This is a genomic window from Rhizobium sp. L9 (genome assembly GCF_002531885.1).
Taxonomy (GTDB): Bacteria; Pseudomonadota; Alphaproteobacteria; order Rhizobiales; family Rhizobiaceae; genus Rhizobium.
In genome coordinates, this window is sequence record NZ_NWSZ01000003.1 from 21,968 (window position 1) to 48,670 (window position 26,703).

Annotated in this window: 24 protein-coding genes and 1 pseudogene; 21 read left to right on the forward strand and 4 right to left on the reverse strand. The window is 61.2% G+C overall.

All coding sequences use genetic code 11. The features are described 5' to 3' along the window. The first annotated feature begins 14 nt into the window (after positions 1 to 14). From araH to CO660_RS02080, 8 genes and pseudogenes are all read left to right on the forward strand, one after another. Complete coding sequence (gene araH / locus CO660_RS02045) at positions 15 to 965, forward strand: L-arabinose ABC transporter permease AraH (RefSeq protein WP_097597158.1); 951 nt, start codon at positions 15 to 17, stop codon at positions 963 to 965. Continuing rightward, positions 962 to 1,852 (forward strand): aldose 1-epimerase, encoded by an 891-nt coding sequence (locus tag CO660_RS02050; RefSeq protein ID WP_097597159.1) that lies wholly within the window; start codon positions 962 to 964, stop codon positions 1,850 to 1,852. The genes araH and CO660_RS02050 overlap by 4 nt, the downstream gene beginning before the upstream one ends. After that, the gene (locus tag CO660_RS02055; protein ID WP_097597160.1) at positions 1,853 to 2,632 is read left to right on the forward strand and encodes an SDR family oxidoreductase; all 780 of its coding nucleotides are present in this window, start codon (positions 1,853 to 1,855) and stop codon (positions 2,630 to 2,632) included. A gap of 147 nt (positions 2,633 to 2,779) precedes the next feature. After that, complete coding sequence (locus tag CO660_RS02060; RefSeq protein WP_085779561.1) at positions 2,780 to 3,211, forward strand: OsmC family protein; 432 nt, start codon at positions 2,780 to 2,782, stop codon at positions 3,209 to 3,211. 199 nt (positions 3,212 to 3,410) lie between these two features. Then, entirely contained in the window at positions 3,411 to 4,019 is a 609-nt protein-coding gene (locus CO660_RS02065; protein WP_097597161.1) for a TetR family transcriptional regulator, read from the forward strand. A 49-nt stretch (positions 4,020 to 4,068) separates the two neighbouring features. Continuing rightward, positions 4,069 to 5,208 carry an efflux RND transporter periplasmic adaptor subunit gene (locus tag CO660_RS02070; RefSeq protein ID WP_097597162.1) on the forward strand — a complete coding sequence of 380 codons (1,140 nt, stop codon included), beginning with the start codon at positions 4,069 to 4,071 and terminating at the stop codon, positions 5,206 to 5,208. Between the two features lie 26 nt (positions 5,209 to 5,234). Further along, positions 5,235 to 8,378 carry an efflux RND transporter permease subunit gene (locus CO660_RS02075; protein WP_097597163.1) on the forward strand — a complete coding sequence of 1,048 codons (3,144 nt, stop codon included), beginning with the start codon at positions 5,235 to 5,237 and terminating at the stop codon, positions 8,376 to 8,378. 180 nt (positions 8,379 to 8,558) lie between these two features. Next, positions 8,559 to 10,468, forward strand: a pseudogene (locus tag CO660_RS02080) (family 20 glycosylhydrolase). Here the strand turns inward: CO660_RS02080 and CO660_RS02085 are convergent. Beyond that, positions 10,465 to 11,382: an ROK family protein gene (locus tag CO660_RS02085; protein ID WP_097597164.1), complete on the reverse strand. Its 918-nt coding sequence runs from the start codon at positions 11,380 to 11,382 to the stop codon at positions 10,465 to 10,467. The pseudogene CO660_RS02080 and the gene CO660_RS02085 overlap by 4 nt on opposite strands. A 307-nt stretch (positions 11,383 to 11,689) precedes the next feature. On the opposite strand from CO660_RS02085, the gene CO660_RS02090 reads away from it, so the two are divergent. From CO660_RS02090 to CO660_RS02130, 9 genes are all read left to right on the forward strand, one after another. Beyond that, positions 11,690 to 12,268, forward strand: a complete 579-nt coding sequence (locus CO660_RS02090) for an exopolysaccharide biosynthesis protein (protein ID WP_176536217.1) — start codon at positions 11,690 to 11,692, stop codon at positions 12,266 to 12,268. A 115-nt stretch (positions 12,269 to 12,383) separates the two neighbouring features. Next, complete coding sequence (locus CO660_RS02095; RefSeq protein WP_085779554.1) at positions 12,384 to 13,337, forward strand: sugar-binding transcriptional regulator; 954 nt, start codon at positions 12,384 to 12,386, stop codon at positions 13,335 to 13,337. Positions 13,338 to 13,482: 145 nt separating this feature from the next. Next, positions 13,483 to 14,793: a sugar ABC transporter substrate-binding protein gene (locus CO660_RS02100; protein WP_097597166.1), complete on the forward strand. Its 1,311-nt coding sequence runs from the start codon at positions 13,483 to 13,485 to the stop codon at positions 14,791 to 14,793. Between the two features lie 134 nt (positions 14,794 to 14,927). Then, a complete protein-coding gene (locus CO660_RS02105) occupies positions 14,928 to 15,800 on the forward strand; it encodes a sugar ABC transporter permease (RefSeq protein WP_097597430.1) in 873 nt (290 codons plus the stop codon). 1 nt (position 15,801) lies between these two features. After that, complete coding sequence (locus tag CO660_RS02110) at positions 15,802 to 16,632, forward strand: carbohydrate ABC transporter permease (RefSeq protein ID WP_097597167.1); 831 nt, start codon at positions 15,802 to 15,804, stop codon at positions 16,630 to 16,632. Positions 16,633 to 16,648: 16 nt separating this feature from the next. Continuing rightward, the gene (locus tag CO660_RS02115; protein ID WP_097597168.1) at positions 16,649 to 17,647 is read left to right on the forward strand and encodes an ABC transporter ATP-binding protein; all 999 of its coding nucleotides are present in this window, start codon (positions 16,649 to 16,651) and stop codon (positions 17,645 to 17,647) included. Between the two features lie 81 nt (positions 17,648 to 17,728). Beyond that, positions 17,729 to 19,210 carry a mannitol dehydrogenase family protein gene (locus tag CO660_RS02120; protein WP_097597169.1) on the forward strand — a complete coding sequence of 494 codons (1,482 nt, stop codon included), beginning with the start codon at positions 17,729 to 17,731 and terminating at the stop codon, positions 19,208 to 19,210. 100 nt (positions 19,211 to 19,310) lie between these two features. Further along, the gene (locus CO660_RS02125; RefSeq protein ID WP_097597432.1) at positions 19,311 to 20,000 is read left to right on the forward strand and encodes an HAD family hydrolase; all 690 of its coding nucleotides are present in this window, start codon (positions 19,311 to 19,313) and stop codon (positions 19,998 to 20,000) included. Beyond that, complete coding sequence (locus CO660_RS02130) at positions 20,000 to 21,583, forward strand: FGGY-family carbohydrate kinase (protein WP_097597170.1); 1,584 nt, start codon at positions 20,000 to 20,002, stop codon at positions 21,581 to 21,583. The genes CO660_RS02125 and CO660_RS02130 overlap by 1 nt, the downstream gene beginning before the upstream one ends. 10 nt (positions 21,584 to 21,593) lie before the next feature. On the opposite strand, the gene CO660_RS02135 is transcribed toward CO660_RS02130, so the two are convergent. After that, entirely contained in the window at positions 21,594 to 22,448 is an 855-nt protein-coding gene (locus tag CO660_RS02135; RefSeq protein WP_085779547.1) for a MurR/RpiR family transcriptional regulator, read from the reverse strand. A 234-nt stretch (positions 22,449 to 22,682) separates the two neighbouring features. Between CO660_RS02135 and CO660_RS02140 the strand changes: the two genes are divergently transcribed. Next, positions 22,683 to 23,396 carry a sulfate transporter family protein gene (locus tag CO660_RS02140; RefSeq protein ID WP_097597171.1) on the forward strand — a complete coding sequence of 238 codons (714 nt, stop codon included), beginning with the start codon at positions 22,683 to 22,685 and terminating at the stop codon, positions 23,394 to 23,396. Positions 23,397 to 23,399: 3 nt separating this feature from the next. On the opposite strand, the gene CO660_RS02145 is transcribed toward CO660_RS02140, so the two are convergent. Next, on the reverse strand, positions 23,400 to 23,825 hold the full coding sequence (locus CO660_RS02145; RefSeq protein WP_097597172.1) for a VOC family protein: 426 nt from the start codon (positions 23,823 to 23,825) through the stop codon (positions 23,400 to 23,402). Positions 23,826 to 23,901: 76 nt separating this feature from the next. Between CO660_RS02145 and CO660_RS02150 the strand changes: the two genes are divergently transcribed. Next, positions 23,902 to 24,480: a TetR/AcrR family transcriptional regulator gene (locus CO660_RS02150; RefSeq protein ID WP_097597173.1), complete on the forward strand. Its 579-nt coding sequence runs from the start codon at positions 23,902 to 23,904 to the stop codon at positions 24,478 to 24,480. On the opposite strand, the gene nth is transcribed toward CO660_RS02150, so the two are convergent. After that, positions 24,445 to 25,242: an endonuclease III gene (gene nth, locus CO660_RS02155; protein ID WP_176536213.1), complete on the reverse strand. Its 798-nt coding sequence runs from the start codon at positions 25,240 to 25,242 to the stop codon at positions 24,445 to 24,447. The genes CO660_RS02150 and nth overlap by 36 nt on opposite strands. Here nth and CO660_RS02160 point away from each other — a divergent pair. Then, on the forward strand, positions 25,241 to 25,738 hold the full coding sequence (locus CO660_RS02160; RefSeq protein WP_097597175.1) for a DUF2244 domain-containing protein: 498 nt from the start codon (positions 25,241 to 25,243) through the stop codon (positions 25,736 to 25,738). The genes nth and CO660_RS02160 overlap by 2 nt on opposite strands. A gap of 79 nt (positions 25,739 to 25,817) precedes the next feature. Next, positions 25,818 to 26,690, forward strand: a complete 873-nt coding sequence (locus CO660_RS02165) for a bifunctional helix-turn-helix domain-containing protein/methylated-DNA--[protein]-cysteine S-methyltransferase (RefSeq protein WP_097597176.1) — start codon at positions 25,818 to 25,820, stop codon at positions 26,688 to 26,690. Positions 26,691 to 26,703 lie beyond the last annotated feature (13 nt).

Consider the following 26,703-nt stretch of genomic DNA (forward strand, 5'->3'; position numbering starts at 1 on the left):
TGGGAACACGGACGATGACTTCGTTGAAAAAAATCCTTCTGGGGGAGCAGGGGCTGGTGGTGATTTTCGCCGCCGCCTTCGTGATCGTCTCGCTCTTCGTTCCGAACTTCCTGACCGAGCGAAACATGCTTGGGCTGCTGCAATCGGTCGTCACGATCGGCATCGTCGCATGCACGATGATGTTCTGCCTGGCTTCCCGGGACTTCGACCTTTCCGTCGGATCGATCGTCGCTTTCTCCGGCATGGCTGCGGTGATGGTCTCGAACGCGACAGGCTCCATTCCCGTCGGGTTGCTGGCAGCCCTGCTCTGCGGCGCCGTCGTTGGCCTGGTCAACGGTATCGTCATCGCCCGGTTCCGCATCAATGCGCTGATCACGACGCTTGCGACTATGCAGATCGTGCGCGGGCTGGCGCTGATCGCGTCGGATGGCCGCGCCGTCGGCATCAACGATCCCGCCTTCTATCAGCTTGCCCTGTCGCGTTTCCTCACCGTGCCGACTCCGATCTGGATCATGCTCATCCTTTTCTTCTTCTTCGGCTTCGTGCTCAACCGCACCGTTTTCGGTAAGAACACGCTGGCGATCGGCGGCAATCCCGAAGCTTCGCGGCTTGCCGGCGTCAACGTCGTCAATATGCGCATCTGGATCTTTGCGCTGCAGGGTCTTGTCTGCGGCATTGCTGGCATCCTGCTCGCCTCGCGCATCACTTCCGGCCAGCCGAATGCGGCGACGGGGCTCGAGCTCTCGGTGATCTCGGCCTGCGTCCTCGGCGGCGTTTCGCTTGCCGGCGGCCGGGCGGCAATGAGCGGCGTCATCGTCGGCGTGCTAATCATGGGCATTGCCGAAAACGTTATGAATCTGCTGAATATCCAGGCATTCTATCAGTATGTCGTGCGCGGGCTGATCCTGCTGATCGCAGTGCTGCTCGACAATTTGAGATCTTCGGCTGCGGGACGACGCGGATGAGCAAAGGGCATGTCGGGGACGACATCGATCTGGGCCGCGGTGATCTCTCCGTCAGGATCAGCCGTCGGGGCGCGGCCGTCACCGCCGCAACATTCCGGGGCAAGCCTTTCCTCGTTTCGACAGGTGGCCAGGATGGGACCTTCGGGAGTTTTCCCATGGTTCCGTTCGGCAACCGCGTGGAAGGCAATGCGATGACCTTTGGCGGACGCAACTATGCCTTCCAGCGAAATTGCCACGATCCGCTCTACCTGCATGGCGATGGCTGGATCAGCCTATGGGAGCTGGAAGAATCCAGTTCCGAGCACGCGCAGCTCCGCTTTTGGCGCGATGCCGACAGGATCTCGCCCTATGCCTATCTCACCCGGCAAGAGATCCGCCTCAGCGGCAATCGGCTAGCGCTGACGCTCTCGGTGGAGAACAGGGGAGAGGCGGTCCTGCCCTTCGGGCTGGGGCAGCATCCCTTCTTCACACGGACGCCGGAAACACGATTGACGATCGCAGCCGACCGCTTCTGGAGCGAACGGCCGGACCATCTCCCTGATGCACCTGGTCCGGTACCCGCTAAATTCGATTTCACTTCCGGTGCGCTGTTGCCGTGGCAGTGGATGAACAACGCCTTCGAAGGATGGAACGGACGGGCAGCCATCGCTTGGCCGGAACTTGGAATCCAGGCGACGCTGGAAGCCGATGATGCGCTCAATCGCTTCATGCTGTACATGCGGCTCGACCGGACAGATTTCTTCTGCCTGGAACCGATGAGCCACCTGCCGAATGGGCATCATCTGCCGGATTTCGGAGGGCTCAAACCTCTTGAGCCGGGCGAGGCTCTTTCAGGCAGGGTCACGATCGATCTGTCGGCGCTGCCGGTTCAGCCGGAGGGAAGATAGATGGGTGATCGCCTGCAGGGCAAAAATATTCTGATCACCGGCGCTGCGCAGGGTATCGGCCTTGCGATCGCCAAGGCTTTCATCAGGGAGAATGCCGCGGTCTATCTCGTCGATCGCGATGGAGCGCTGCTGGCGCATGCAGCGGGAGAACTCGCCAGCACGGGCGGCCGGGTTGGTTATCTGCCGGCCGACATTACCGATGCCGGAACAATCACCAAGGCGGTTGCTCAGGCAAATGACGAGATCGGGCCATTGAATGCGCTCGTCAACAATGCCGGGGTCAATGTCTTTGCCGAACCGCTCCACACGACCGACGAGGAGTGGAGCCGCTGCTTCGATATCAATCTCAAGGGAGCATGGAATTGCTGCAAGGCGGTGCTGCCCGGCTTCATCGAGCGCGGCGACGGCGTCATCCTCAACATCGCCTCCACGCACGCCTTCACGATCATTCCGCATACGTTTCCCTATCCGCTGGCAAAACATGCTCTGCTCGGCATGACGAAATCCCTCGCCCTGGAGTACGCGGCCCGCAATATCCGGGTGAACGCGCTGGCGCCGGGCTATGTCTCGACACAGAAAGTCATCGACTACTGGAACAGCTTCCCCGATCCGGAGGCAGCGAAAGCCGAGACGATGAAGCTCCACCCCGGCGGGCGCATCGCAACGCCTGAGGAGATCGCCACGGCGGCGGTGTTCATGATCTCCGACGAATGCCCGTTCATGAACGCCACCTGCCTGACGATCGACGGCGGTCTCAGCGTGCAGCAGCATCCCGCCTGAAAGGCTTTCTATTTCGTCGATTTTTACGAGCCTGTCGTCTTCTCAGGACAGAGCGTTATATTGTCCCACCGGGAGGCTATCCAATCTCCCTCAGGCATGGAGCGGCGCCCTGCCGCTTCCTCAAAACCATCGAAACAGGAGGACGGCATGCAGATCAATCGCACGGCTTCGGCTCATTGGAGCGGCGGCCTCAAGGACGGCAAGGGCTTGATCTCGACCCAGAGTGGCGCCCTGACAGACTATCCCTACGGCTTTGCCAGCCGCTTCGAAGGCATTCCCGGCACCAACCCGGAAGAGCTGATCGGCGCTGCCCATGCCGGCTGCTTCACCATGGCGCTGTCGCTCATCCTCGGCGAAGCCGGCTTCACCGCCGAGCATATGGAAACCTCGGCCAAGGTGACGCTCGAAAGCGTCGAGGGTGGCTTCGCCGTCACTGCCATCCATCTCTCACTTTCCGGCCGCGTCCCCGGTGCAGATGAGGCGACCTTCACCGAACTGGCCAACAAGGCGAAAGCCGGCTGCCCGATTTCCAAGGCGCTCGCCGCCGTTCCGATCACGCTCGACGTCAAGCTCGCCTGATTTTTTTCTGCTATTGCCGCGAAGTGCCGCGCGTCTGATGTCGCGGCACTTTTCAATCGTGGCTCGCGCTCATCATCACCTCGTTTCGAAATTTATCACACCGCTCGCGTTACGCAGGCGGGATTGACAAGTGACGTTTGATATTTTACGACTGGCGAAATTCGAAAATCGTCAGTCGTTACTTGAGGTCTCGAAGTTCATGAACGACATTGCGGAAAATACGCTCGACGTCACGCGGCAGGAGAATATCATGCGGATACTCGACGCGGCCGAGCGGCTGTTCCGTCACTACGGCTACAGTAAAACGACGGTGGCAGACATCGCCCGCGATCTCGGCATGTCGCCGGCCAATATTTATCGATTCTTCGCTTCGAAGGTGGAGATCCATCAGGCGCTCTGCGGACGCATGCTCGCCACTTGCTATCAGCTCGCTTACGACATCCGCCACCAGCCGCTCAGCGCCAGCGAACGGCTGCGCCTTTATGTCGAGACCCAGTATCAATGGACGATGGATACGATGCTCGACGAGATGAAGGTGCACGAGATGATCGTGGTCGCGATCGAGCGCGACTGGCATGTCATCGAGAAACATATCGATCGCGTCCATGATCTGATTGCTGAAATCATCGCCGAAGGCATCGCCTCCGGCGAGTTCGCCGAGCACGATCCGGTGGTCGCCTCGCGCTGCTTCGGCGCGGCGACGGTCAATCTCTGTCATCCCCAGATGGTGGCGCAATGTCTCGCGAAGACCAACCGCGCTGCCGTCGACGAACTGATCGATTACGCCATCAGGGCGCTCAAGAAATAATCGACGGCAGCCGTCGTCGGTCCCCCGAAACATTCCAGGAGTGCGGAAGATGTTTTCGCTCAACACCCTCAGCAACCGCATGCCGTCCGTCGCGAACCTCGCGCTCATCGGCGTCATCGGGATCGGCCTGTCCGCCTGCTCGGAAGAAAAAGCTGAGGTCAAGGAAGTTATTCGGCCGGTGAAGGTCGTGGAGATCGCCAAAGCCGACGATACCCGCAAGCTCGATTATTCGGGGTCGGTCAAGGCGCGCACGGAGATGAACCTCGGGTTTCGGGTGGCCGGCAAGATCACCGAGCGTCTCGTCGATATCGGCGACCGGGTGACGCCGGGCGACGTTCTCGCCCGCATCGATGCCACGGACTATCAGCTCGCGGTCAAGACGGCGGAGGCCAATCTCGCCGCGGCCGAAAGGGGCGTCGAAACCGCCGATCTCGCCAACAAGCGCGCCGAGCAGTTGTTCGACAAGAGCGTCGCCCCGAAGTCGCAGCTCGAACAGGCAGCACTCAGCCATGACCAGGCGATCTCGCAGCGCGACGCAGCGCTCTCGGCGCTGGATCAGGCGAAGAACCAGGTGAGCTATACCGAGCTCAAGGCCGGCCAGAATGGGATAGTGACATCGATCAATGCCGATATCGGCCAGGTCGTTGGCTCCGGCAGCCCCGTTTTGACCGTTGCCGTCGATGGTGAAAAGGAAGTGCAGATCGCGGTTCCGGAAAACGACATTGCCGAATTCAAGCCCGGCAAAACGGTCAAGGCCAGTTTCTGGGCTGATGCCAGGCTGGTGCTCGACGGCAAGGTGCGCGAGGTTTCCGGCAGCGCCGACCAGCAGTCGCGCACCTTTGCGGTTCGCGTGAGCCTGCCGAACGATCCGCGGGTGTTGCTAGGCATGACCGCGACCATCGAAGCCGATGTCAACAACGGCAACAGCTATGTCTCGATCCCTCTCACTGCGCTGGCCGAAAAGGACGGCCAGCAGATGGTCTGGACGGTCGACCGTGACACGGCGACGGTGCATGGCCGCATCATCGAGGTCGCCGATTTCACCGGCGACGGCGTGCATGTGACCCAAGGCCTCGATAGCGGCGATCTCGTCGTTGCCGCCGGCACCCAATTCATGAGCGAGAACCTGAAGGTGAAGGTGCCGAACCAGCAGTCGGCCCAGGCCGATACCGACCAGGCCGTTCGCTAATCGCGCTTCAAGAGGGAACCAGGACCATGGACGCCACCGCGGAAAAACGGCCCTTCAATCTGTCGCGCTGGGCGATCGGACATCCGAGCATCGCCCGCTTCCTCTTCGGCCTGATCATCATCACCGGCGTGCTCGGCCTGATGCGCATGGGCCAGCGCGAGGATCCCGAATTTACTTTCCGCGTCATGGTCGTCCAGGCGATCTGGCCAGGCGCTTCCATTCAGGAAATGGAAGATCAGGTCGTCAACAAGATCGAGCGCAAGCTGCAGGAAACCCCGCATCTCGACTGGGTCAAGTCCTATACGCGGGCGGGCAGCGCCATCATCACGCTTCAGGTCAAGGGTGATACGAATTCGAAGGACGTGGCCGATGCCTTCTACCAGGTGCGCAAGAAGGTCGGTGATATCTCCAGCGAGCTGCCGCAAGGTCTGCTCGGCCCCTATTTCAACGATGAGTTCGGCGATACCTTCATCACCCTGCATTCGATCAGCGGCGAGGGTTATACCTATCCGGAACTGAAGAAGTTCGCGATCCAGGCGCGCGACATGCTGCTGACGACACCGGGCGTCGAGAAGGCGGTCATCATCGGCGACCAGCCTGAGAAGATTTATATCGACGTCTCTTCCAAGGCGCTCGCCGAGCGCGGCCTGACGATCCTCGACCTGCAGAACGCCATCAAGGGTCAGAACAATGTCGATCCGGCGGGCTCGGTCGATACCGGCCTGCGTTCGGTACGCATCTCTGTCGAAGGCGACGTGAAGAAGGCGGCCGATATCCGTGAGCTCAGCCTTCGCGCAGGCGCCCAGGTGACACGCCTCGGCGATATCGCCACCGTCAGTTCCGGGCTCGAAGATCCCTACCAGCGCAAGTACCGGTTCAACGGCCATGACAGCGTCCAGGTCGGCGTCGTCATGGCCAAGGGCTTCAACGTCACCGATGTCGGCAAGGATGTGGAGGCGACCTATCAGCGCTTCGAGGAATCGCTGCCTTACGGCGTCGCCGTCGATCAGATCGCCAACCAGCCCGACGTGGTAACGGATGCGATCGGCGAATTCATGCATGCACTCGGCGAAGCCCTCATCATCGTGCTCGTCGTCTCGTTCCTGTCGATTGGCTGGCGCTCGGGCCTCGTCATCGCCATCGCCATTCCGCTGGTGCTCGCCGCCACTTTCGCGCTGATGTACGAACTCGGCATCGACCTGCAGCGCATCTCGCTCGGCGCCCTGATCATCGCGCTCGGCCTGCTGGTCGACGATGCGATGATCGTCGTCGAGATGATGGAGCGGAAGCTGGAGGAGGGACTGGTCAAGATCGAGGCGGCAAGCTTTGCCTATTCCTCAACCGCCTTCCCGATGCTGACGGGGACGCTGATCACCACGGCCGGCTTCATTCCCGTTGGTTTCGCCGCATCGACGGCCGGCGAATATGTCCGCTCGCTGTTCTACGTCGTCGGCATCGCGCTTGTTACCTCGTGGTTCGTCGCGGTCTATTTTACGCCGTGGCTCGGTTACATGATCCTCAAGCAGCGCCATCACGCCGGCGAGCATCATGATGCCTTCGACACCCCCTTTTATCGCCGGCTGCGCGGCACCGTCGGCTGGGCGGTTCGCCATCGGGTGATCGTGCTGCTGTTGACGCTCGGAACCTTCGTCACCAGCCTCTGGGCCTTCCAGTTCATTCCGCAGAATTTCTTCCCGCAATCCTCGCGGCCGGAAATCCTGGTCGATCTCTGGCTGCCCGAAGGCACCAGCATTCGGGAAGTCGAAGTGCAGGCGAAGGCGCTCGAAGCGAAGATGATGGATGATCCCGACAAGCGGTTCATCGCCACCTATATCGGCGAAGGCGCACCGCGTTTCTTCCTGCCGCTCGACCAGCAGCTGCGCAACCCGAACTTCGCCCAGCTGCTGGTTATGGCGAAGGACGAACCGGCGCGCGAACGGCTGATCGTCAAGCTGCGCACCATTCTTGCCGAAGACTTCCCATCGATCCGCGGCAAGGTCGACCGCCTCTTCCTCGGCCCGCCCACAGGCTGGCCGGTGCAGATGCGCATCATGGGGCCTGACCGTCAGGAGGTGCGAGCGATCGCCGATCAGGTGAAGGCGCGCTTTACGGCCAACCCGATGCTCGGCGCCATCCATGACGACTGGCTGGAGCCGGTGCCGGCGATGAAGCTGGTGATCGACCAGGACCGCGCCCGGGCGCTTGGCGTGACCTCGCAGCGCGTGCGCCAGATGCTGCAGACCGCCATGTCCGGGGCTCCGCTCGACGATTTCCGCGACGGCGAGGAGACGGTCTCGATCGTCGCCCGCGAGCCGGATGCCAGCCGCTCGCTGCTGTCGGCGGTCAATTCCGTCTACGTGCCAACGGATTTCGGCGACTTCGTTCCGGTCTCGCAGGTCGCCAAGGTCGTGCCCGTCATGGAGCAGGGCATCGAATGGCGGCGCGACCGGCTGCCGACGATCACGGTGCGCGCGACGCTGCCGGACGGCGTGCAGCCGAATGACGTGGTCATGAAGATGTATGCCGACATGAAGGACCTGCGCGACAGCCTGCCGGCCGGCTACAACGTCGAGATCCAGGGCGGTGCCGAGGATGCGGCGGAAAGCCAGATGTCGATTGCCGCCAAGGCGCCGATCATGCTCGCCGTCATCATCGTGCTGCTGATGGTGCAGCTGCAGCATTTCGGCAAGGCGATGCTGGTGCTTGCCACCGGCCCGCTCGGCATCATCGGGGCGGCCGCCGCCTTGCTGATCAGCGGCGCGCCCTTCGGCTTTGTGGCGATCCTCGGTGTCATCGCGCTGCTCGGCATTATCATGCGCAATTCGATCATTCTGGTCGATCAGATCGATCAGGACATCAAGGCTGGTATGCACCGGCAGGAGGCGATCGTCGGTGCGGCCGTGCGGCGTTTCCGGCCGATCATGCTGACGGCGCTGACCGCCGTGCTGGCGTTGATCCCGATCTCGCGCGGCGTCTTCTGGGGTCCGCTCGCCTTCGCCATGATGGGCGGCATCTTGGTTGCGACAGTGCTCACCATTCTGGTTCTGCCCGCCGGTTACGCCCTTTTCTTCGGCCGGGAGCCGAAGGCAAAGGACGAGCCAGGCCGGGATGCCGACGCCATCCAGGAAGAGGCGGATGACAGACATCCGCCGGCGTTGGCAGCCGAGTGAGGACGGCGCGGCGAAAGCCGCGCCGTTTTCCTTGCAGGCCGCAATCTCACGATTCGCATCACTGCCCGCTTCGTCTCGACTCGCGCCGATTCCATTGCCACCTCGAAAAAGCTAAGCTTTTGAAAGCTGCCGGGGCACAAGCCGTCATCCCGGCCGTCCATTGACAGGGGAAGCGCGACCATGGCCGATTATCGTCTGGAAACAAGCTGGCATCCGGTCGAAGGCAGTTTCGGGCGCTTGATCTTCACGCTCTTCAATCTTTCAGCCGAGCCGCTTTCCAGTTTCTCGCTCGCCTATACGTCGGAGACACGGGTTGCCGAAAAACACGTATGCGATGGCGGCAGCCTGAAGCGACAAGTCGCGCATCTCCATGAATTCCGGCCGCCCGACGGGCTGAGTGTGCCGCCGGGCGGCCACTGGCGGTTCACTGTCGAGGGACTGACCCGAGAGCCGAAACATGTGACATCGGGGGTCAAATCGGCCTATCTGACACTTGGCGACGGGCGCCACATTGCTGTCGCCTTCGGCGATCTGATTCTCGAAGACCGCGATGGCGGAATTGCGCCGCCGCTTCTGCCGCCGGGCCGGGTAGAGGAGCCTTATTCGCTGCTGCCCTGGCCGCTGGCGCTCGCGTTGAAGGCGGGAGAACTGCCGCTCGTCCTTTATCCGGCCGAGAGGACACGGCCCGAGGCGGTCAAGGCGTTGTCTCTGGTTCTTTCGCTTTACCAGCGGCTTTATCCGGCCGAAAATGTGCCGTTCTCGCTCTGCGCCGTAAAGGGCGGGCGGGCTATTCGTTTCGTTACCGAATCATCGATCGCTGCGTTCGCCTATGAAATACGATTTACCGCGCATGAGGTCGTGCTCTCCAGCGCGGATGCGGCGGGTCGGCACTATGGCCTGATCAGTCTGGCGCAAATCATGCACGGCGCGCGTGCCAATCGGGAGAGCTTCAGATTTCCGAATTTCGGCACGATCGCCGACCAGCCTCGTTATGACTGGCGCGGCTGCCATCTCGATGTGGCCAGACAGTTCTATCCGGTGGCTGACGTCATGCGGCTGATCGATATCCTCGCCTGGAACAAGCTCAACATCTTTCATTGGCACCTGACAGACGACGAAACCTGGCGGCTGGAGATCAAGGCCTATCCCCAGCTTACGGAGATCGGCGCGCTGCGCGGGCCGGACGAGGTGCTTGTGCCGCAGCTTGGTGACGGGGCGGAACCGCGCTCTGGCCATTACACGCAGGAGGATGTCAGGCGGATCGTCGCGCATGCTGCGTCGCTTCATATAGAAGTAGTGCCGGAAATCGATGTTCCCGGCCATAGCACCGCGACGCTGTTGCACTGCCCGAACTCGTCGACGGGCAGGAGGCGCCGGACAGCTATCGCGCCGTGCAGGGTTATCCCAATAATGCCCTCAACCCGGCGGTCGAATTCACCTATGAGTTTCTCGGGAAGGTGTTCGACGAGATGGTCACGCTGTTCCCCGGTGAATATATCCATATCGGCGGCGACGAGGTCGCAAGCGGCGCCTGGCTTTCCTCGCCGCTTTGCAAGGCGCTGATGGAACGGGAGAAAATTGCCGGCACAGCGGAGCTGCAATCCTATTTGCTGAAACGGATCAAGGCCATGTTGTCGGAGCGCGGCAGGAAGCTCGCCGGCTGGAACGAAGTCTCGCATGGCGGCGGCGTCGATCGCGACGGCACTTTGCTGATGGCCTGGGAAAAGCCCGCTGTCGGCATCGAGCTGGCGCAGCAAGGTTACCATTTGGTGATGACGCCGGGCCAAGCCTATTATCTCGACATGGCGCAAGCGGAAGCCTGGTCTGAGCCCGGCGCGAGCTGGGCTGGCCATGCGCCGCCGGAGCACACCTATGCTTACGAGGCCGAGGGCGAGTTGCCGGATGCGCTGCGGGAGAAGCTGCGCGGCGTCCAGGCTTGCATCTGGACTGAAAACTTCCTCTCTCGCGCCTATTTCAACCGGCTGGTCTTCCCGCGCCTTCCGGCCGTCGCCGAAGCCGGGTGGACGCCATTGGAACGCAAAGACTGGGACCGGTTCGCAGCGATCGTGCGGATGTGGCCGGTGCTTTAAGACGTGATTGCTTCCGCCTTGAGCCCCAACAGCGCTGCGCCGATCAGGCCGGGTTCGATGCGGCATTCACTCGGTACCACCAGCGGACGGTCGAATTTGCGCAGGATGCGGGTACGCACGGCCTTGTCTAGCTCGGCAAGCAAGGGCTCGACATTGGAAAGTCCGCCGCCGACCGGAACGATGGTGGCGCCGGTGATGTTGATCGTCAGGGCGAGCGGTGATGCAACCAGATCGACATAGACGTCGATGGTGCGTGTCGCCTTCTCCTCCCCCTGCCGCCACTGATCGATGATCTCTTCGCTTGAGAGTTTGAGATCATGCAGCGTCTTATGCAGGCGCTCCAGCCCGCGGGCGCCGCCGACAGTGTCGACACAGCCCTTCTGGCCGCAGCCACAGGAATAGGCGGGAATGGCGACGGGCGGATTGCCGGCCGCCGAGGCGATGATCGGCCCATGACCCCATTCGCCGGCAAAGCCTCCGGCCTCATTGACGAGGCGCCCGTCGGCGACCAGACCGCCGCCGACGCCGGTGCCGAGGATGGCACCGAAGACGATGCGGTGGCCGCGGCCGGCGCCGAGACCGGCTTCAGCCATGGCGAAACAGTCGGCGTCATTGGCGATCAGCACCGGCAAGCCGAGTTCGGCTTCGAGATCGGCCGCGAGCGTGCGGCCGTGGATGCAGGGAATGTTGGCGCAGGTCAGCCGCTGGGTATCGGGATCGACGACGCCAGCGATCGAGAGGGCAATACGGCTCGGGCGTTCGCCGGTTTCGGCGATGATATGGCACAGGGTCTCGACGAAAGCGCCAAAATCATCCTTCGGCGTCGGACGGCGGCCAAGGGGAACGATGTCTGTCTCGGAGCGGGCGATGCCGCCCTTGATGGCGGAACCGCCGATGTCGAATGAAATGATCATTGCCTGCCTGCCGTTTCTCTAGCCTTCAGCGTCTGCTCGCACTGTTGGCAGGGAATTACAAGCCTTGATGCATCTGCCTGCCACGCGCTTGCGGCGCAAGAAAAGCAGCGGTCGAATGTAAATGGCCGCCGACAGGTCTTCTCATTGATTTCCTGTCCCTTAAGTCATTCAATTGGCATATTGCGCGGCCAAGATCGGGCTTGGCATTCCATCATCTAACGGTATCATGACCTGCGAAAACGCCGATCCCCACAGACGCCGAAGACCACGTCCGCCCCGCCCAAAAGGCCGCCGCCTCTCAGCTGTCCTGCGGCAGCTGGCAGGCGATCAAAGCCGGGAGTGGATTTCCATCGGCGATCTGTTCGAGACGATGGGTGACAGGGCGATCAGTGCTCTGATGTTGATCTTCGCGCTGCCGAACGCTTTTCCCACCCCGCCCGGCACATCGGCCGTGCTTGGCGCGCCGCTGGTTTTTCTGGCGGCCCAATTGACCTTCGGGCTAAAACCCTGGCTGCCGAAGGCGATCGCAAACCGCTCGATGCGGCGGGAGGATTTTGAGACTATCGTCGGCCGCATCCATCGCTGGCTCGCCTGGGCGGAGCGCATGCTGAAGCCGCGACTTGCCATCTTCGCCGAACCGCCGGCGGAATATTTCGCCGGCCTCGCCTGTCTGCTGCTTTCGATCGTGCTGGTTCTGCCGGTGCCGCTCGGCAACATCCTGCCGGCAATCACCATTTCGGTGTTCGCGTTCGGCATTATGGGCCGTGACGGGCTTTTCGCGCTCATTGGCTTTATCATGACGACCGTGTCGCTCGTCATTGCCGGCAGCGTGATTTACGGTCTCGCGAAGGCGTCGATTTATTTCGTCATGCAATGGTTCGCCTGAGCGGTTGCGTCAACAGGCTCGACATTTTCGGGAATTTTGTTTTGAACTGGCGTGGATAGAGACTCACATCATGCCGGCGGCGGCAAGCCGGCTCATTTTGCGCGGTAGGCAGTAGATGGCAAAAAGATCCGAGACCCCTGCACGGCTCGACGATGCAGCCCGTGCCGGCTGGCTTTATTATGTCGCCGGACGCACGCAGGATGAAATCGCCGCCACGATGGGCATTTCACGGCAATCGGCGCAGCGGCTGGTGTCGCTTGCTGTCGCCGAGCGTCTGATCAAAGTGCGGCTCGACCATCCGATCGCCGCCTGCCTCGAGCTTGCCAACCAGCTGCGGCGAAAATTCGGGCTGAAACATGTGGAAGTGGTGCCGAGCGATGCGGGTTCCTCGTCGACCACCATCGGCATCGCCGAGGCGGGTGCGGCCGAGATCGAGCGCTGGCTGAAGCGGCCGGAACCGATCGTGCTGGCGGTTGGCACCGGCCGCACGCTGAAGGCGGCGGTCGACCAGCTTCCGGCGATCGAATGTCCCAATCACCGGATCGTCTCCCTGACCGGCAATATCGCGCCGGACGGTTCGGCCGCCTATTACAACGTCATCTTCAGCATGGCGGATGCGGTCAAGGCGCGGCACTATCCGATGCCGCTGCCGGTGCTCGTCACCTCGGCTGAAGAACGGGAGCTGCTGCATGGGCAACAACTGGTGCGCTCGACGCTCGACATGAGCGCGCAGGCAGACGTCACCTTCGTCGGCATCGGCGAGCTCGGCATCGACGGGCCGCTCTGCGTCGATGGCTTTCTTGAAAAGGACGAGATGATGGAACTGATGCGTGGAGGCGCCGTCGGTGAAATCTGCGGCTGGATCTTCGATGTCGACGGCAAACTGCTCGACAACCCGATCAACGAGCGTGTCGCCTCGGCGCCGATCCCGTCCCGCGAGGCTTCGATGGTTATCGGGCTCGCCAAAGGCAAGCGAAAATACAAGGCTATCAGAGCCGCCGTAGTCGGCCATCAAATCAATGCTCTGATCACTGACGAAGAGACCGCTGAGTTTTTGCTCAAAAGCTGAGCAAAAAATATAGCAATTAAATCAAGGACACGACCACTGCCTTCGGCATCGCAGCAACGATTGTCGATTGACTTTTTTCACGCAGTGATGAGTAATTGCTCATGAGCAAAGCGAATGCTCACATCTCGTCTTCTGGGAGGAAGATATGACATTGAGAACTTTCCTGCTGGGCGCCTGCTCAGCATTGGCGTTTGCCGGCATGGCTTCGGCCGAGACGCTGACAATTGCGACCGTCAACAACGGCGACATGATCCGGATGCAGAAGCTGACGGACGACTTCAAGGCAAAGAATCCCGGCATAGACCTTGAATGGGTCACCCTCGAAGAAAACGTGCTGCGCCAGAAGGTCACGACCGACATCGCGACCAAGGGCGGCCAGTACGACGTTCTGACGATCGGCACCTATGAAGTTCCGATCTGGGCGAAGCAGGGCTGGCTGCTGCCGCTCGACAATCTCGGCGACGCCTATGACGTCAACGACCTGCTGCCGGCCATCCGCAGCGGCATCAGCATGGACGGCAAACTCTATGCCGCGCCGTTCTATGGCGAAAGCTCCATGGTCATGTACCGCAAAGACCTTTTCGACGCCGCTGGCCTGAAGATGCCCGACGCGCCGACCTGGGACTTCATCGCGGACGCTGCGAAGAAGGTCACCAACAAGGACAAGGAAGTCTACGGCATCTGCCTGCGCGGCAAAGCTGGCTGGGGCGAAAACATGGCCTTCCTGACGGCTATGTCGAACTCCTTCGGTGCGCGCTGGTTCGATGAGAAGTGGAAGCCGCAGTTCGATCAGCCCGAGTGGAAGGACACGCTGACCTTCTACGTCAACCTGATGAAGGAAGCTGGCCCTCCGGGCGCCTCCTCCAACGGCTTCAATGAAAACCTGGCGCTCTTCCAGACCGGCAAGTGCGGCATGTGGATCGACGCGACGGTTGCCGCTTCCTTCGTCTCCGATCCGAAGCAGTCGCAGGTCGCCGACAAGGTCGGCTTCGCGCTCGCTCCGGACAAGGGCCTCGGCAAGCGCGGCAACTGGCTCTGGGCCTGGAACCTCGCCATTCCGGCAGGCTCGCAGAAGGTCGAGGCCGCCGAGAAGTTTGTCGCCTGGGCAACGAGCAAGGAGTACACCAACCTGGTTGCCGAGAAGGAAGGCTGGCTGAACGCACCTCCCGGCACCCGCACCTCGCTTTATGCGAATGCGGAGTATCAGAAGGCTGCTCCCTTCGCCAAGATGACCCTCGATTCGATCAACTCGGCCGACCCGACCAAGCCGACCGTCAAGCCGGTCCCTTATGTCGGCGTCCAGTTCGTGGCGATCCCGGAATTCCAGGGCATCGGCACGGCGGTGGGCCAGCAGTTCTCGGCAGCCCTTGCCGGCCAGATTTCGGTCGATCAGGCTTTGAAGAGCGCACAGCAGCTGGCGACCCGCGAAATGACCAAAGCCGGCTACATCAAATAACCTCCTGAGAAGAGGCGGATCCTTGACAGTCCGCCCCTCTGGGCCGCCGATTGCCCAAACCGCATCGGCGGCCTCTTTTCCAGATCAAACTGCATTGCGGCCGCTCCCCGCTTCACTTCAGATCGGTGATTGTCATGGCAACAACACATACTCGCTCCGCGGCGCGGCTGATGATTGCGCCCTCCGTGCTGCTTCTTTTTGCGTGGATGATCGTCCCGCTCGCGATGACCATCTATTTCTCGCTGCTGAACTACAATCTGCTCAGCCCCGGCATGGAGAGTTTCGTTGGTCTACTGAATTACGACTATTTCCTTTCCGATCCGGCCTTCATCGCCGCGCTGATGAATACGCTGCTGCTCGTCGCCGGCGTTCTTGTCATCACCGTCATCGGCGGCATTGCCTTTGCGCTGCTGCTCGACCAGCCGATGTACGGACAGGGCATCGTGCGCATACTCGTCATTGCACCGTTCTTCGTCATGCCGACGGTGGCAGCGCTCGTCTGGAAGAACATGTTCATGAACCCGGTCAACGGCCTCTTCGCGCATCTCGCCAAAGCGCTCGGCCTGCAGCCGATCGACTGGCTTGCCAATGCGCCGCTGCTCTCCGTCATTCTCATCGTCGCCTGGCAGTGGCTGCCCTTCGCCACCCTGATCATGTTGACCGCACTACAGTCGCTCGACGAGGAGCAGAAGGAGGCGGCCGAAATGGACGGCGCCGGGGCGATCTCGAAATTCATCTACATCATCCTGCCGCACATGGCGCGGGCCATCACCGTGGTGATCCTGATCCAGACGATCTTCCTGCTTTCGGTCTTCGCCGAAATCCTCGTCACCACCAATGGCGGGCCGGGCACGGATAGCACCAATCTCACCTATCTCGTCTATGCGCAGGCGCTTCTGCAGTTCGATATCGGCGGCGCTTCGGCGGGCGGCATCGTCGCGGTCGTGCTTGCCAATATCGTCGCGATCTTCCTCGTCCGCCTCGTCGGCAAGAATCTGGAGGCTTGAGATGGCCAGAAAAGTCACAACTCAGCGCAAGGTCATCATGACCGCGATCGCCTGGACGCTCGGCATCCTGATCTTCTTCCCGATTCTCTGGACGTTTCTGACCAGCTTCAAGTCGGAAGCCGACGCCATCGCCTCACCGCCGCAGTTCCTGTTCTTTCACTGGACGACCGAGAATTATGCGGAAGTGCAGAGCCGGTCGAACTATCTCAGCCACTTCATGAACTCGGTGGTCATTGCCTTCGGTTCGACGCTGATCGGCCTCATCATCGCCATTCCGGCCGCCTGGGCGATGGCGTTCGCGCCAACCAAGCGGACCAAGGATGTGCTGATGTGGATGCTCTCGACCAAGATGATGCCGCCCGTGGGCGCACTGATCCCGATCTATCTGATGTTCCGCAATTCAGGCCTGCTTGACACGCGCACCGGGCTGGTGATCGTGCTGACGCTGATCAACCTGCCGATCATCGTCTGGATGCTCTACACCTATTTCAAGGAAATACCCGGCGAGATCCTCGAAGCGGCGCGCATGGACGGCGCGTCGCTGATGAAGGAGATCGTCTACGTGCTGACTCCGATGGCGGTGCCCGGCATTGCCTCGACGCTGCTTCTCAACATCATCCTTGCCTGGAACGAGGCCTTCTGGACGCTCAACCTCACCGCCTCGAAGGCGGCACCGCTGACGGCCTTCATTGCCTCCTATTCCAGCCCCGAAGGCCTGTTCTACGCCAAGCTCTCGGCGGCCTCGACCATGGCGATCGCGCCGATCCTGATCCTCGGCTGGTTCAGCCAGAAACAACTCGTCCGCGGCCTGACCTTCGGCGCAGTGAAATAAGAAAAGGGAGACAAACATGGGCAGCATTACCCTTCAGAAGGTTTCCAAGGTCTTCGGCGAAGCCAAGGTCATCCCTTCGATCGATCTCGATATCAACGACGGCGAATTCGTCGTCTTCGTCGGCCCATCCGGCTGCGGCAAGTCCACGTTGCTCAGGCTGATCGCCGGCCTCGAGGACGCGTCGGGCGGCAAGATCGTCATCGACGGCAAGGACGCCACCGAGAAGGCGCCCTCCGAGCGCGGCCTTGCCATGGTGTTCCAATCCTACGCGCTCTATCCGCATATGAGTGTGCGCAACAACATCGCCTTCCCGCTGAAGATGGCGGGGGTCGACAAAGCGGAAATCGATCGCAAGGTCGCGGATGCCGCGCGGGTGCTCAATCTTACCGACTATCTCGAGCGCAAGCCGCGCCAGCTTTCCGGCGGCCAGCGCCAGCGTGTCGCGATCGGCCGCGCCATAGTGCGCCAGCCTTCCGCCTTCCTCTTCGATGAACCGCTGTCGAATCTCGACGCCGCTCTGCGCGTCAATATGCGCCTCGAAATCAGCGAGTTGCACCAGCAGCTGAAGACGACGATGATCTATGTCACCCATGACCAAGTCGAGGCCATGACCATGGCCGACAAGATCGTCGTGCTGAACAAGGGCAATATCGAGCAGGTCGGCTCGCCGCTCGAACTCTACAGCCGCCCGCGCAACCTTTTCGTCGCCGGTTTCATCGGCTCGCCGAAGATGAATTTCATCAAGGGCCAGAACGCGGCCGAGCTTGGCGCACATACGCTCGGCATCCGTCCCGAGCACATACTGCTGTCGATGGAGAGCGGCGATTGGAAGGGGAGGGTCGTCGTGGCCGAGCATCTCGGTTCCGACACTTTCCTGCATATCGATGTCGAGGGGATCGGCATGGTGACGGCGCGCGGCAGCGGTGATTTTCCAGCAAAGGCCGGCGATGCGGTCTATCTGACGCCGGATCGATCGCGCCTTCACAAATTCAACGAGGATGGCCTCGCCATTTGAGGCAGGCTGCGGGGGGGCAGGCATGCGAGCCGGGCGGTTGGCGCCCGGCCGTCTCGGCAAGACCTTCTAGAGGACTGAAACATGACGTGCAAACTATCGCTGGCAACGCTTTCGGATGCGGCGCGCACTGCCGCCATCCCTTCGTATGACAGGGCGTCGCTGAAAGCCGGCATCGTGCACTTCGGCGTCGGCAATTTCCACCGCGCGCATCAGGCGATCTATCTCGACGATCTCTTCAACCAGGGCGCCGATCACGACTGGGCAATTGTCGGTGCCGGCGTTCTGCCATCGGATGCCGCCATGCGCGAGAAGCTTGCGGCGCAGGATTTCTTGACGACGGTGGTGGAGCAGGACAACAACAAGACGGCGGCGCGTGTCACCGCCCCGATGATCGACATTCTGCCGGTCGGCGATCCTGCCGCCATCATCGCCAGGCTTGCCGATCCCGAGATACGCATCGTCTCGCTGACGATCACCGAGGGCGGTTATTTCATCGATGCTTCAGGCACGTTCAATCCGGCCCATCCTGCTATCGCCGCCGATGGACAAAATCCCGGTGCGCCGAAGACGGTTTTCGGTCTGATCGTCGCTGGCCTCAAGGCGCGCAAGGACAAGGGCATCGGACCTTTCACCGTGATGTCCTGCGACAACATTCCCCATAATGGCGTCGTCACCGCCAATGCCGTGATCGGCACTGCAGCACTTTCGGATGCCGCCCTTGCCGACTGGATCAGGGCTAATGTTGCCTTTCCAAACGCGATGGTCGACCGAATTACGCCGGCGACCGGCCAGCGGGAGATCGATTTCCTCAGGGACAATTTCGGCATTGAGGATAATTGGCCGGTTTATTGCGAAGAATTCAAGCAGTGGGTGCTCGAAGACAAGTTCACGGCCGGCCGCCCGGCCTTGGAAAAGGTCGGCGTCACCTTCGTTCCTGATGTTACGCCTTACGAGCATATGAAGATCCGTATCCTGAACGGCGGGCATGCCGCGATCGCCTATCCGGCGGCGCTGATGGACATTCATTTCGTGCATGATGCCATGGAAGATCCGCTGATCCGGGCGTTCCTGGCCAAGCTGGAGACAGACGAAATCATTCCGATCGTGCCGCCGGTGCCAAACACCTCGCTGACGGATTATTTCGCCCTCATCGAACATCGGCTTCTCAATCCGAAGATCGCCGATACCATCCCGCGTCTGGCGCAGGATGGCTCGAATCGCCAACCGAAATTCATCCTGCCGTCGACGCTCGACAATCTGCGCCAGGGCAGAGATGTCATCGGCCTGGCGCTGGTCTCGGCGCTTTGGTGCCGTTATTTCGCCGGCAAGACCGACAGCGGCAAGGATATCGTCTTCAACGACGCCAGCGCCGAGCGCCTGCACACAGCGGCGCTGAAGGCAAAGGCCGATCCGTCCGCCTTCCTCGGCTTCGATGATATTTTCGGCGAGGTGGCGAAATCGGATCTTTTCCGCAAACGTTTTGCTCATGCTCTTAAAACCTTGTGGGAAAAGGGCACGCGGGAAACGCTGCAGCTCTATCTCGACGGCAAGCTCGCAGTGTAAGGGGAATGCGGATGGCGGCATCGGCTGGCGCCATCCATCTCGCCTTGCAAGCGGCGCGGGACGATCATGCGTCCGAATTGAAGTCAGGTTGGGTTTTTTCATGGCTGATGCTGAACCACGGCTGGTCATTTTCGATTGCGACGGCGTGCTCGTCGACAGCGAGCCCATCTCGATCAGCGTGCTCGTCAGGGCGATGAGTGATCTCGGCGTTTCGATTACCGAAGACCAGGCCTATGAGCGCTTCCTCGGACGCAGCCTGGCAACCCTCATCGATACGCTGGAAACCGAGTTCAATATTCACGCCGGCGAAGAATTCCTGGAGCGCATTCGCACTGATCTCTACGCGCGGTTTCGCACGGAGCTGAAGCCGATAGACGGCATCGCGGCGACGATCGACGGACTTGGCATTCCCTGTTGTGTCGCTTCATCAAGCCAGATGGAGCGAATCCGGTTGTCGCTGTCCGTCACCGGACTTCTCGACAGGCTGCCCGACATCTTCAGCGCGACGATGGTCAAGCGCGGGAAACCGGCGCCCGATCTCTTCCTCCACGCGGCACGGCAAATGCATGTCGAGCCGGGATCCTGCCTCGTCATCGAGGACAGTCCGGCCGGCATTGCCGCCGCCAAGGCGGCGGGCATGACCGTCTTTGCCTTCACCGGCGGATCGCATGCGAATTTCGCCGGATACCGCGCCGAACTTGACCGGCTTTCGCCTGATGTCGTGTTTGACGCCATGCCGGAATTGATACACCTTGTCCGCAACCATAAGCTGGACGGGACTGCAATTTGATGCGTGATCATGTGGTTGCGGTGGATGTCGGCACCGGCAGCGCGCGCGCCGGCGTCTTCGATGCCGGCGGCCATCTGCTGGCCAAGGCTGAACATCCGATTGTCATGAACCGGCCGCGTGAAAACCACGCCGAGCACGATTCCGAAGACATCTGGTCGGCCGCCTGCACCGCGGTGCGCCGGGCGATGGAGCAATCCGGTATTGCCGCCGCCTCGGTCGGAGCAATCGGCTTCGACGCTACCTGTTCGCTCGTGGTCCGCGACGTCGAAGGCCGGCCGATCAGCGTGTCCACAACCGGCGAGCGGCGTTTCGACACCATCGTGTGGCTCGATCATCGCGCGCTGAAGGAAGCCGACTTCTGCACGGCGACGGAGCACAGTGTGCTTGAACATTCCGGCCACGTCATGTCGCCGGAAATGGAAATGCCGAAGCTGATGTGGCTGAAGAAGAAGCTGCCGGCGACGTGGGAAAGGGCGGGCTATTTCTTCGACCTTGCTGATTTCATGACCTGGAAATCAACTGGGTCGACCGCCCGTTCTCGTTGCACGCTGACGGCAAAATGGAATTATCTCGCCCATCTCGAAAAGGGATGGCAGCAGGATTTCCTGCAGCGGATCGGGCTCGATGATCTTCAGACTCGCGGCCGGCTGCCGGATGAGACTGTGCCGGTCGGCGGCAGTATAGGCCGGCTGACGGCTGATGCGGCCGAGGCGCTCGGGCTGACTACGGAGTGCCATGTCTCCGCGGGAATGATCGACGCTTATGCCGGCGCGCTTGGGGCGCTCGGCGGTTATGCCGCCGATCCCGTAACACGTGAGCGCCAGCTGGCACTGATCGCCGGCACGTCGAGCTGCGTCGTCGCCTTCTCGCGGGAGTGCAAGCCAAGCCACGGCATGTGGGGGCCTTATTATGAGGTTGTCTTCCCGCAGTCCTGGCTGGTGGAAGCGGGGCAATCGGCGACCGGTGCGCTGCTCGACCATATCGTGCGCATGCATGCGGCCGGCGGTGAGCCGACAGCGGCATTGCACCAGAAGATCGTCGCGCGCATCGCCGAATTGCGGGCAGAGGAGGGCGACGCTTTCGGCGAGCGTATTTTTGTGCTGCCGGACTTTCACGGCAATCGCTCGCCGCTTGCCGATCCGCATGCCGTCGGCGTGATCAGCGGGCTGACGCTCGACACTTCCTTCGACGGGCTTTGCGCGCTCTATTGGCGGTCTGCCGTCGCGATCGCTCTCGGCATCCGCCATATCCTGGAGACGATGAAGGACTACGGCTACGTGCCCGATACGCTGCATATCGCCGGCGGACACGTGAAGAACCCGGTGCTGATGGAACTCTATAGCGACGCCACCGGCTGCAAGGTCGTGGTGCCGAAGATGAACGAGGCGGTGCTGCTCGGTACGGCGATTGCGGCATCCGTCGCCTGCGGCCTGCACGAGGATTTGGCGGCAGCCGGCGAGGCGATGTATCGGGGCGGCGTCGAACGGCTTCCCGACAAAGCGAAACAGGCGCTTTACGACCGCGATTATCGCCGTCTTCTGGCCATGCATCGGCACCGTGCCGAGCTGGAAGCGATGTTCTGAAAGCTCACATCTAGTGGTTCGCGGTTTCACCGAGGACGGTCGCAAATTCCAGCATGCGGCGGCGACGCAGCGCTGCCTCCTCTCCGACTTCGAGAATGACGGATTCCGAAAGGCAATCGAGCAGCGCGATCAGCGGCGGAAGGTTGTCGAGATCGGGAGCGCGTGCCGGCGGCAAGGACAGCATGACGTTTGACTGATCTGCCATCCAGTCTGCTTGCTGAGGCGAAATCAGCACGACCTTGTAGCCGTAGCGGCGCGCGGTTCTGGCAAGCAGCCGTGCCTTGGCGAAACGGCGGCAGTCGATGATGACGAGCAAAGCGTCGTCGACGGCCTGCCGGGCGAAGAGTTCGGCAAAACGGTTGTCGGTGGCATCGAGCGTGCGGACGCCATCGCGGGCCTGCGTCAGCCGCTGGGAGAAATGATTGGCAAGGCTTGCGAGCCGCGCATGCGTGGCGATCGATACTTCGCGGGCCGTGCTGATCAGGCGGACGGCTTCGGCCCAAAGCGGCTGCGCCGTCAGATGATAGATGTGATGCAGGGCCTGGATCTGCTCGGCAACCAGCACGGCAAGCGGCTTGCCCTCCGCGGCGTCCGCATGCAGTTCGCTCATGGCGCTCTGCAACTGCGCCGGCGATGTCGTCACGGTCTCGCGAATTTCCACCTTGACGCTGTCCAAACCCTGATAGCCGAGCGCGCGCAGGAAGCGCCCGACGGTCATCGGCGAGAGGTCCAGCCTGTCGGCGACAGATGCTGCCGTCTCAAACGGCAGGTCGTTCAGGTGCTCGGAGAAATATTTCGCAATTCGACGCTCGGCCGGTGTGCCGCTTTTTACGTATTGCCTGAGTTTGTGTACAAAGTCTTCCACATCAGCCTCCCCGTATTTCCTCAGAGGCGTTCCGTGGATGCGCTATCGCAATCCCTTGTCTTGGCAACTATTGTCGGAAGCTGCTTCTCAGGCCCATGCGTATTTCTGCGTCTCATAATATTATATTCGTTCTAATATTGCGACAAGTTTCTATTAAAGCCTGCAATTTTATTCTCTCTTGCCGGTGGCATTCGCCTTTCCTACATCTTCTGCGCAACCGGAGACGCTGAAGAAATGATTCTTGATGCCGCACGCCTTTCGCTCGCCAATCTGTTCGCGCCGGAGACGCGCTTGGTCTTCTGGAAGGTGCTCGGCCTGACGCTTCTCGTGCTCGTCGGCCTCTGGTTCGCGCTACGCGGGGCCTTCATGGCCTTCCTCTTTCCCTGGCTCACCAGTTTCTTTCCCGATATGCCGGATTGGGCGGGATGGTTTGCTCTGATCGTCGCAATCCTTGCCGGGGTCGGCCTTGCGCTCGTGCTGGCGTTGCTGCTTTCGCCCGTCACGGCGCTGATTGCGGGCCTTTTCCTCGACGATGTCGCCGACGTTATCGAAAAACGTGACTATCCCGGCGACGCGCCGGGCGCCGCCATGCCGCTCGGCCCGGCGATGGCGAGCTCGATCAAATTCCTGGGGGTGGTGATCCTCGGCAATATCGTGGCGTTGTTGTTGCTGTTCATTCCCGGCGTCAATCTGGTCGCTTTCTTTCTGGTGAACGGCTATTTGCTCGGACGGGAATTCTTTGAATTCGCCGCCATGCGCTTCCGTTCGCCGCATGAAGCGCGGCTCTTCCGTGCCAAACATGCGCCGACGGTCTTTCTCGGCGGGCTGGTGATCGCGCTCTTTCTGGCGATCCCCGCGGTCAACCTGCTGACGCCTCTCTTTGCCGCGGGCATGATGGTGCATCTGCACAAGCTGATATCGGCAAAGGACGCCGGTTTTCGCGCCTGAGGATCAACCCGGTAAGGCTGATGTCTCGTACATTGGCGCAAATTCGGCGCTCGGCGGGATCGGCGTGATGATGTCGATCAGCACGCCGTTCGGATCGGCGGTGATGAAATGCCGCTGGCCGAAATCCTCGTCGCGGATCTCCTGCAGGATCGGAAGGTTTGCGCTGTTGCAGGCCGCGTAGACCGCATCGACATCGGCAACCTCGAAATTGAGGAGCAGTCCGGACACTTTGCCGCGAGCCGCAGCCGGGATGGTTTCGTGGCTGCCGTCGAGGATTGCGAGCGCGACATGCTCCGCCTCGGTCGATTGCAGATGAACGTACCACTCGCTCTCGAACAATGCCCCGAAGCCGAAATGCGCGCAATAGAAGCGGGCGGAACCGACGACGTCGTCGGTCATAATGACAGGATAATAGCTCGTCGATTTCATCCTTTTCCTCCAAGATACAGACAGACTGTATGTTTTTATTCTTAACATACAGTCTGTTTGTATGTAAATGGGGGAGATGAGCCGCAGCAATCGCGAAAGAACGGAACAGACAAGAGGGGCGCTGATCGATGCCGGACGACGCCTCTTCGTCGATAGAGGGTATGCCGAAACGGCGACGCCGGAGATCGCAGCGGCGGCGGGTGTGACACGCGGAGCGCTCTATCATCATTTCGAAGACAAGAAGGCGCTCTTTCGCGCGGTTGTCGAAGTCGAGGCGCGCACAATCGCCGAAGCAATCGCGGCATCTTCGGTGTCCGATGATACGCCGCGCGACGCGCTGATTGCCGGCGTTTCGGCCTATTTCGACGCAATGATGGCGGAGGGCCGCACGCGGCTGCTATTGATCGACGCTCCTGCCGTTCTCGGTCTGCCGGCGAGCCAGGCGATCGATGCCGACAACGCGGAAAGGACTTTGCGGACAGGACTTGCAGCCATGCTTCCGAGAGCTGGCGCTACGCTTGAGCCTCTGACATTGCTGCTATCGGCGGGCTTCGACCGCGCGGCAATTGCGATCGAGGCGGGCGCCGAACGGCGGAGTTACGAGCGGGCGATCACTGTTCTACTCGACAGCCTCGCCGATCACCTGCGGCGGTAGCTCGATCAGCGGGGCCGGCACATCCGAACTCTTCTCCGGCGATTTGCAAATATCGGCGATGACGCAGCGCTCGCATTCGGGGCGGCGTGCCTTGCAGGTGTAGCGCCCGTGCAGGATCAGCCAGTGATGGGCGTGATAGAGATAGTGTTTCGGCACCACTTTCATCAATCGTGCTTCGACTTCATCAGGCGTCTTGCCGGGAGCAAGCCTGATGCGATTGGCGATCCGGAAGATGTGCGTATCGACGGCCATGGTGGCCTGGCCAAAGGCCATCGACAGCACGACATTGGCAGTCTTGCGGCCGACACCCGGCAGGCGCACCAGTTCCTCGCGCGTTTCCGGCACCTTGCCGGCGAAGTCGTCGACCAGCATTTGCGAGAGCGCGATGACGTTTTTTGCCTTGTTGCGGTAAAGGCCGATTGTCTTGATGTAATCGCGAAGCTTGTCCTCGCCGAGATCGAGCATTTTCTGCGGCGTATCGGCCACCTTGAAAAGCGCTCGCGTCGCCTTGTTGACACCGGCATCGGTGGCCTGGGCGGAGAGAGCCACCGCCACGACGAGGGTGAACGGGTTGGTATGCTCCAGCTCGCCCCGCGGCTCGGGTCGCTGCACCGAAAAGCGACGGAAGATTTCCTCGCGCTCGGCCTGCGAATAGGCGGTTTTGACCGCCGCCACCGGTTTGCGGCGGGTGATCACATTCGTGCCTTGCGGCGGGGATTTGATTTTCGGATTCGCCATGGAAACTCTATACTCAGCGGCCATGATGGAAAGCAACGCCAACAGCTCTAGCGAGCAGCCTGTTTTCGCCGCCGAGCTCTTCCCACACCGGTCGCTCGGCCGCCGGGGCTTCAAGGTGCTGCTCATTCTGTCCGGCGCCGTCTGCTTCCTCTATGGGATGTTCTTCATCGCCACCGGCGCCTGGCCGATCGGCTTGTTCTTCGGCTTGGATTTCGCGCTTCTCTACGGCGCCTTCTGGCTGAATTACCGGTCCGGGCGGGTGCGCGAACAGGTCACCGTCTCGCGCACGGACGTATCGGTGCGCAAGTTTGCCCCATCGGGGCGGATGGTGGAGCATCATTTCAACCCGTTCTGGGCGCGGTTCCTCGTTCGCAGGCATCAGGAGATCGGCATCCTCTCGATGCATATTTTCGGCGAAGGCCGGCGCACCGATATCGGCTCCTTCCTCAATCCTGACGATCGTGAAAGCTTCGCCAAGGCCTTCAAGGGCGCGCTCGCCACAGTCAAACAGCGTATCTGAGCGTATCAGGCGAGCGCGCAAGAATCGGGTGGTTTAGCCCCGGCCTATTGATTATCTCCTTGTGACAAGGAGAAAGACCATGGATATGATCGCGAACCCGCAGACCGACATCACGCCTGACGGCCCTGATTACGATATCGTTCGTCGGGTCATCGAACTCATCACCGAGGATTACCGCGACCAGCCGTCACTGGAGGCGATCGCCGCTAGGCTCAACCAGTCGCCGACACAACTGCAGAAGACCTTCACCCGCTGGGCTGGCCTCTCGCCGAAAGGTTTCCTGCAGGCGGTGACGCTCGACCACGCCAAGCGGCTGCTGCGTAAGGAAGACATGCCGTTGCTCGAGACATCGATCGAAGTCGGCCTCTCCGGGCCGAGCCGTCTGCACGACCTGTTCGTGACCCATGAGGCGATGTCGCCGGGCGAATGGAAGGCAAAAGGGGGCGGCCTCGCCATCCGCTACGGCTTCCACATCTGCCCCTTCGGCGTGGCGTTGATCATGGTGACCGATCGCGGTCTTGCCGGCCTTGCCTTCAGCGATTCCGGCGGTGAAAGGGCTTGCCTCGAGGACATGACCTGCCGCTGGCCGAATGCCGAATACATCGAAGACCTGCAGGCGACGATGCCCTATGCCGCCCGCATCTTCCAACCCGGAAAGTGGTCTTCCGAGCAGCCGCTCCGTGTCGTGCTGATCGGCACGGATTTCCAGGTGCGTGTCTGGCAGAGCCTCATGAAGATACCGTTCGGCAAGGCGGTCACCTATTCCGACATCGCCAACGATATCGGCCGGCCGACGGCGCAGCGCGCTGTCGGCGCGGCGGTGGGGGCGAACCCGATCTCCTTCGTGGTGCCCTGCCACCGCGCGCTCGGCAAGAACGGTGCGCTGACGGGTTATCACTGGGGCCTCACCCGCAAACGCGCCATGCTCGGTTGGGAATCGGCGCATGCGTAAAGCATGACCAGCA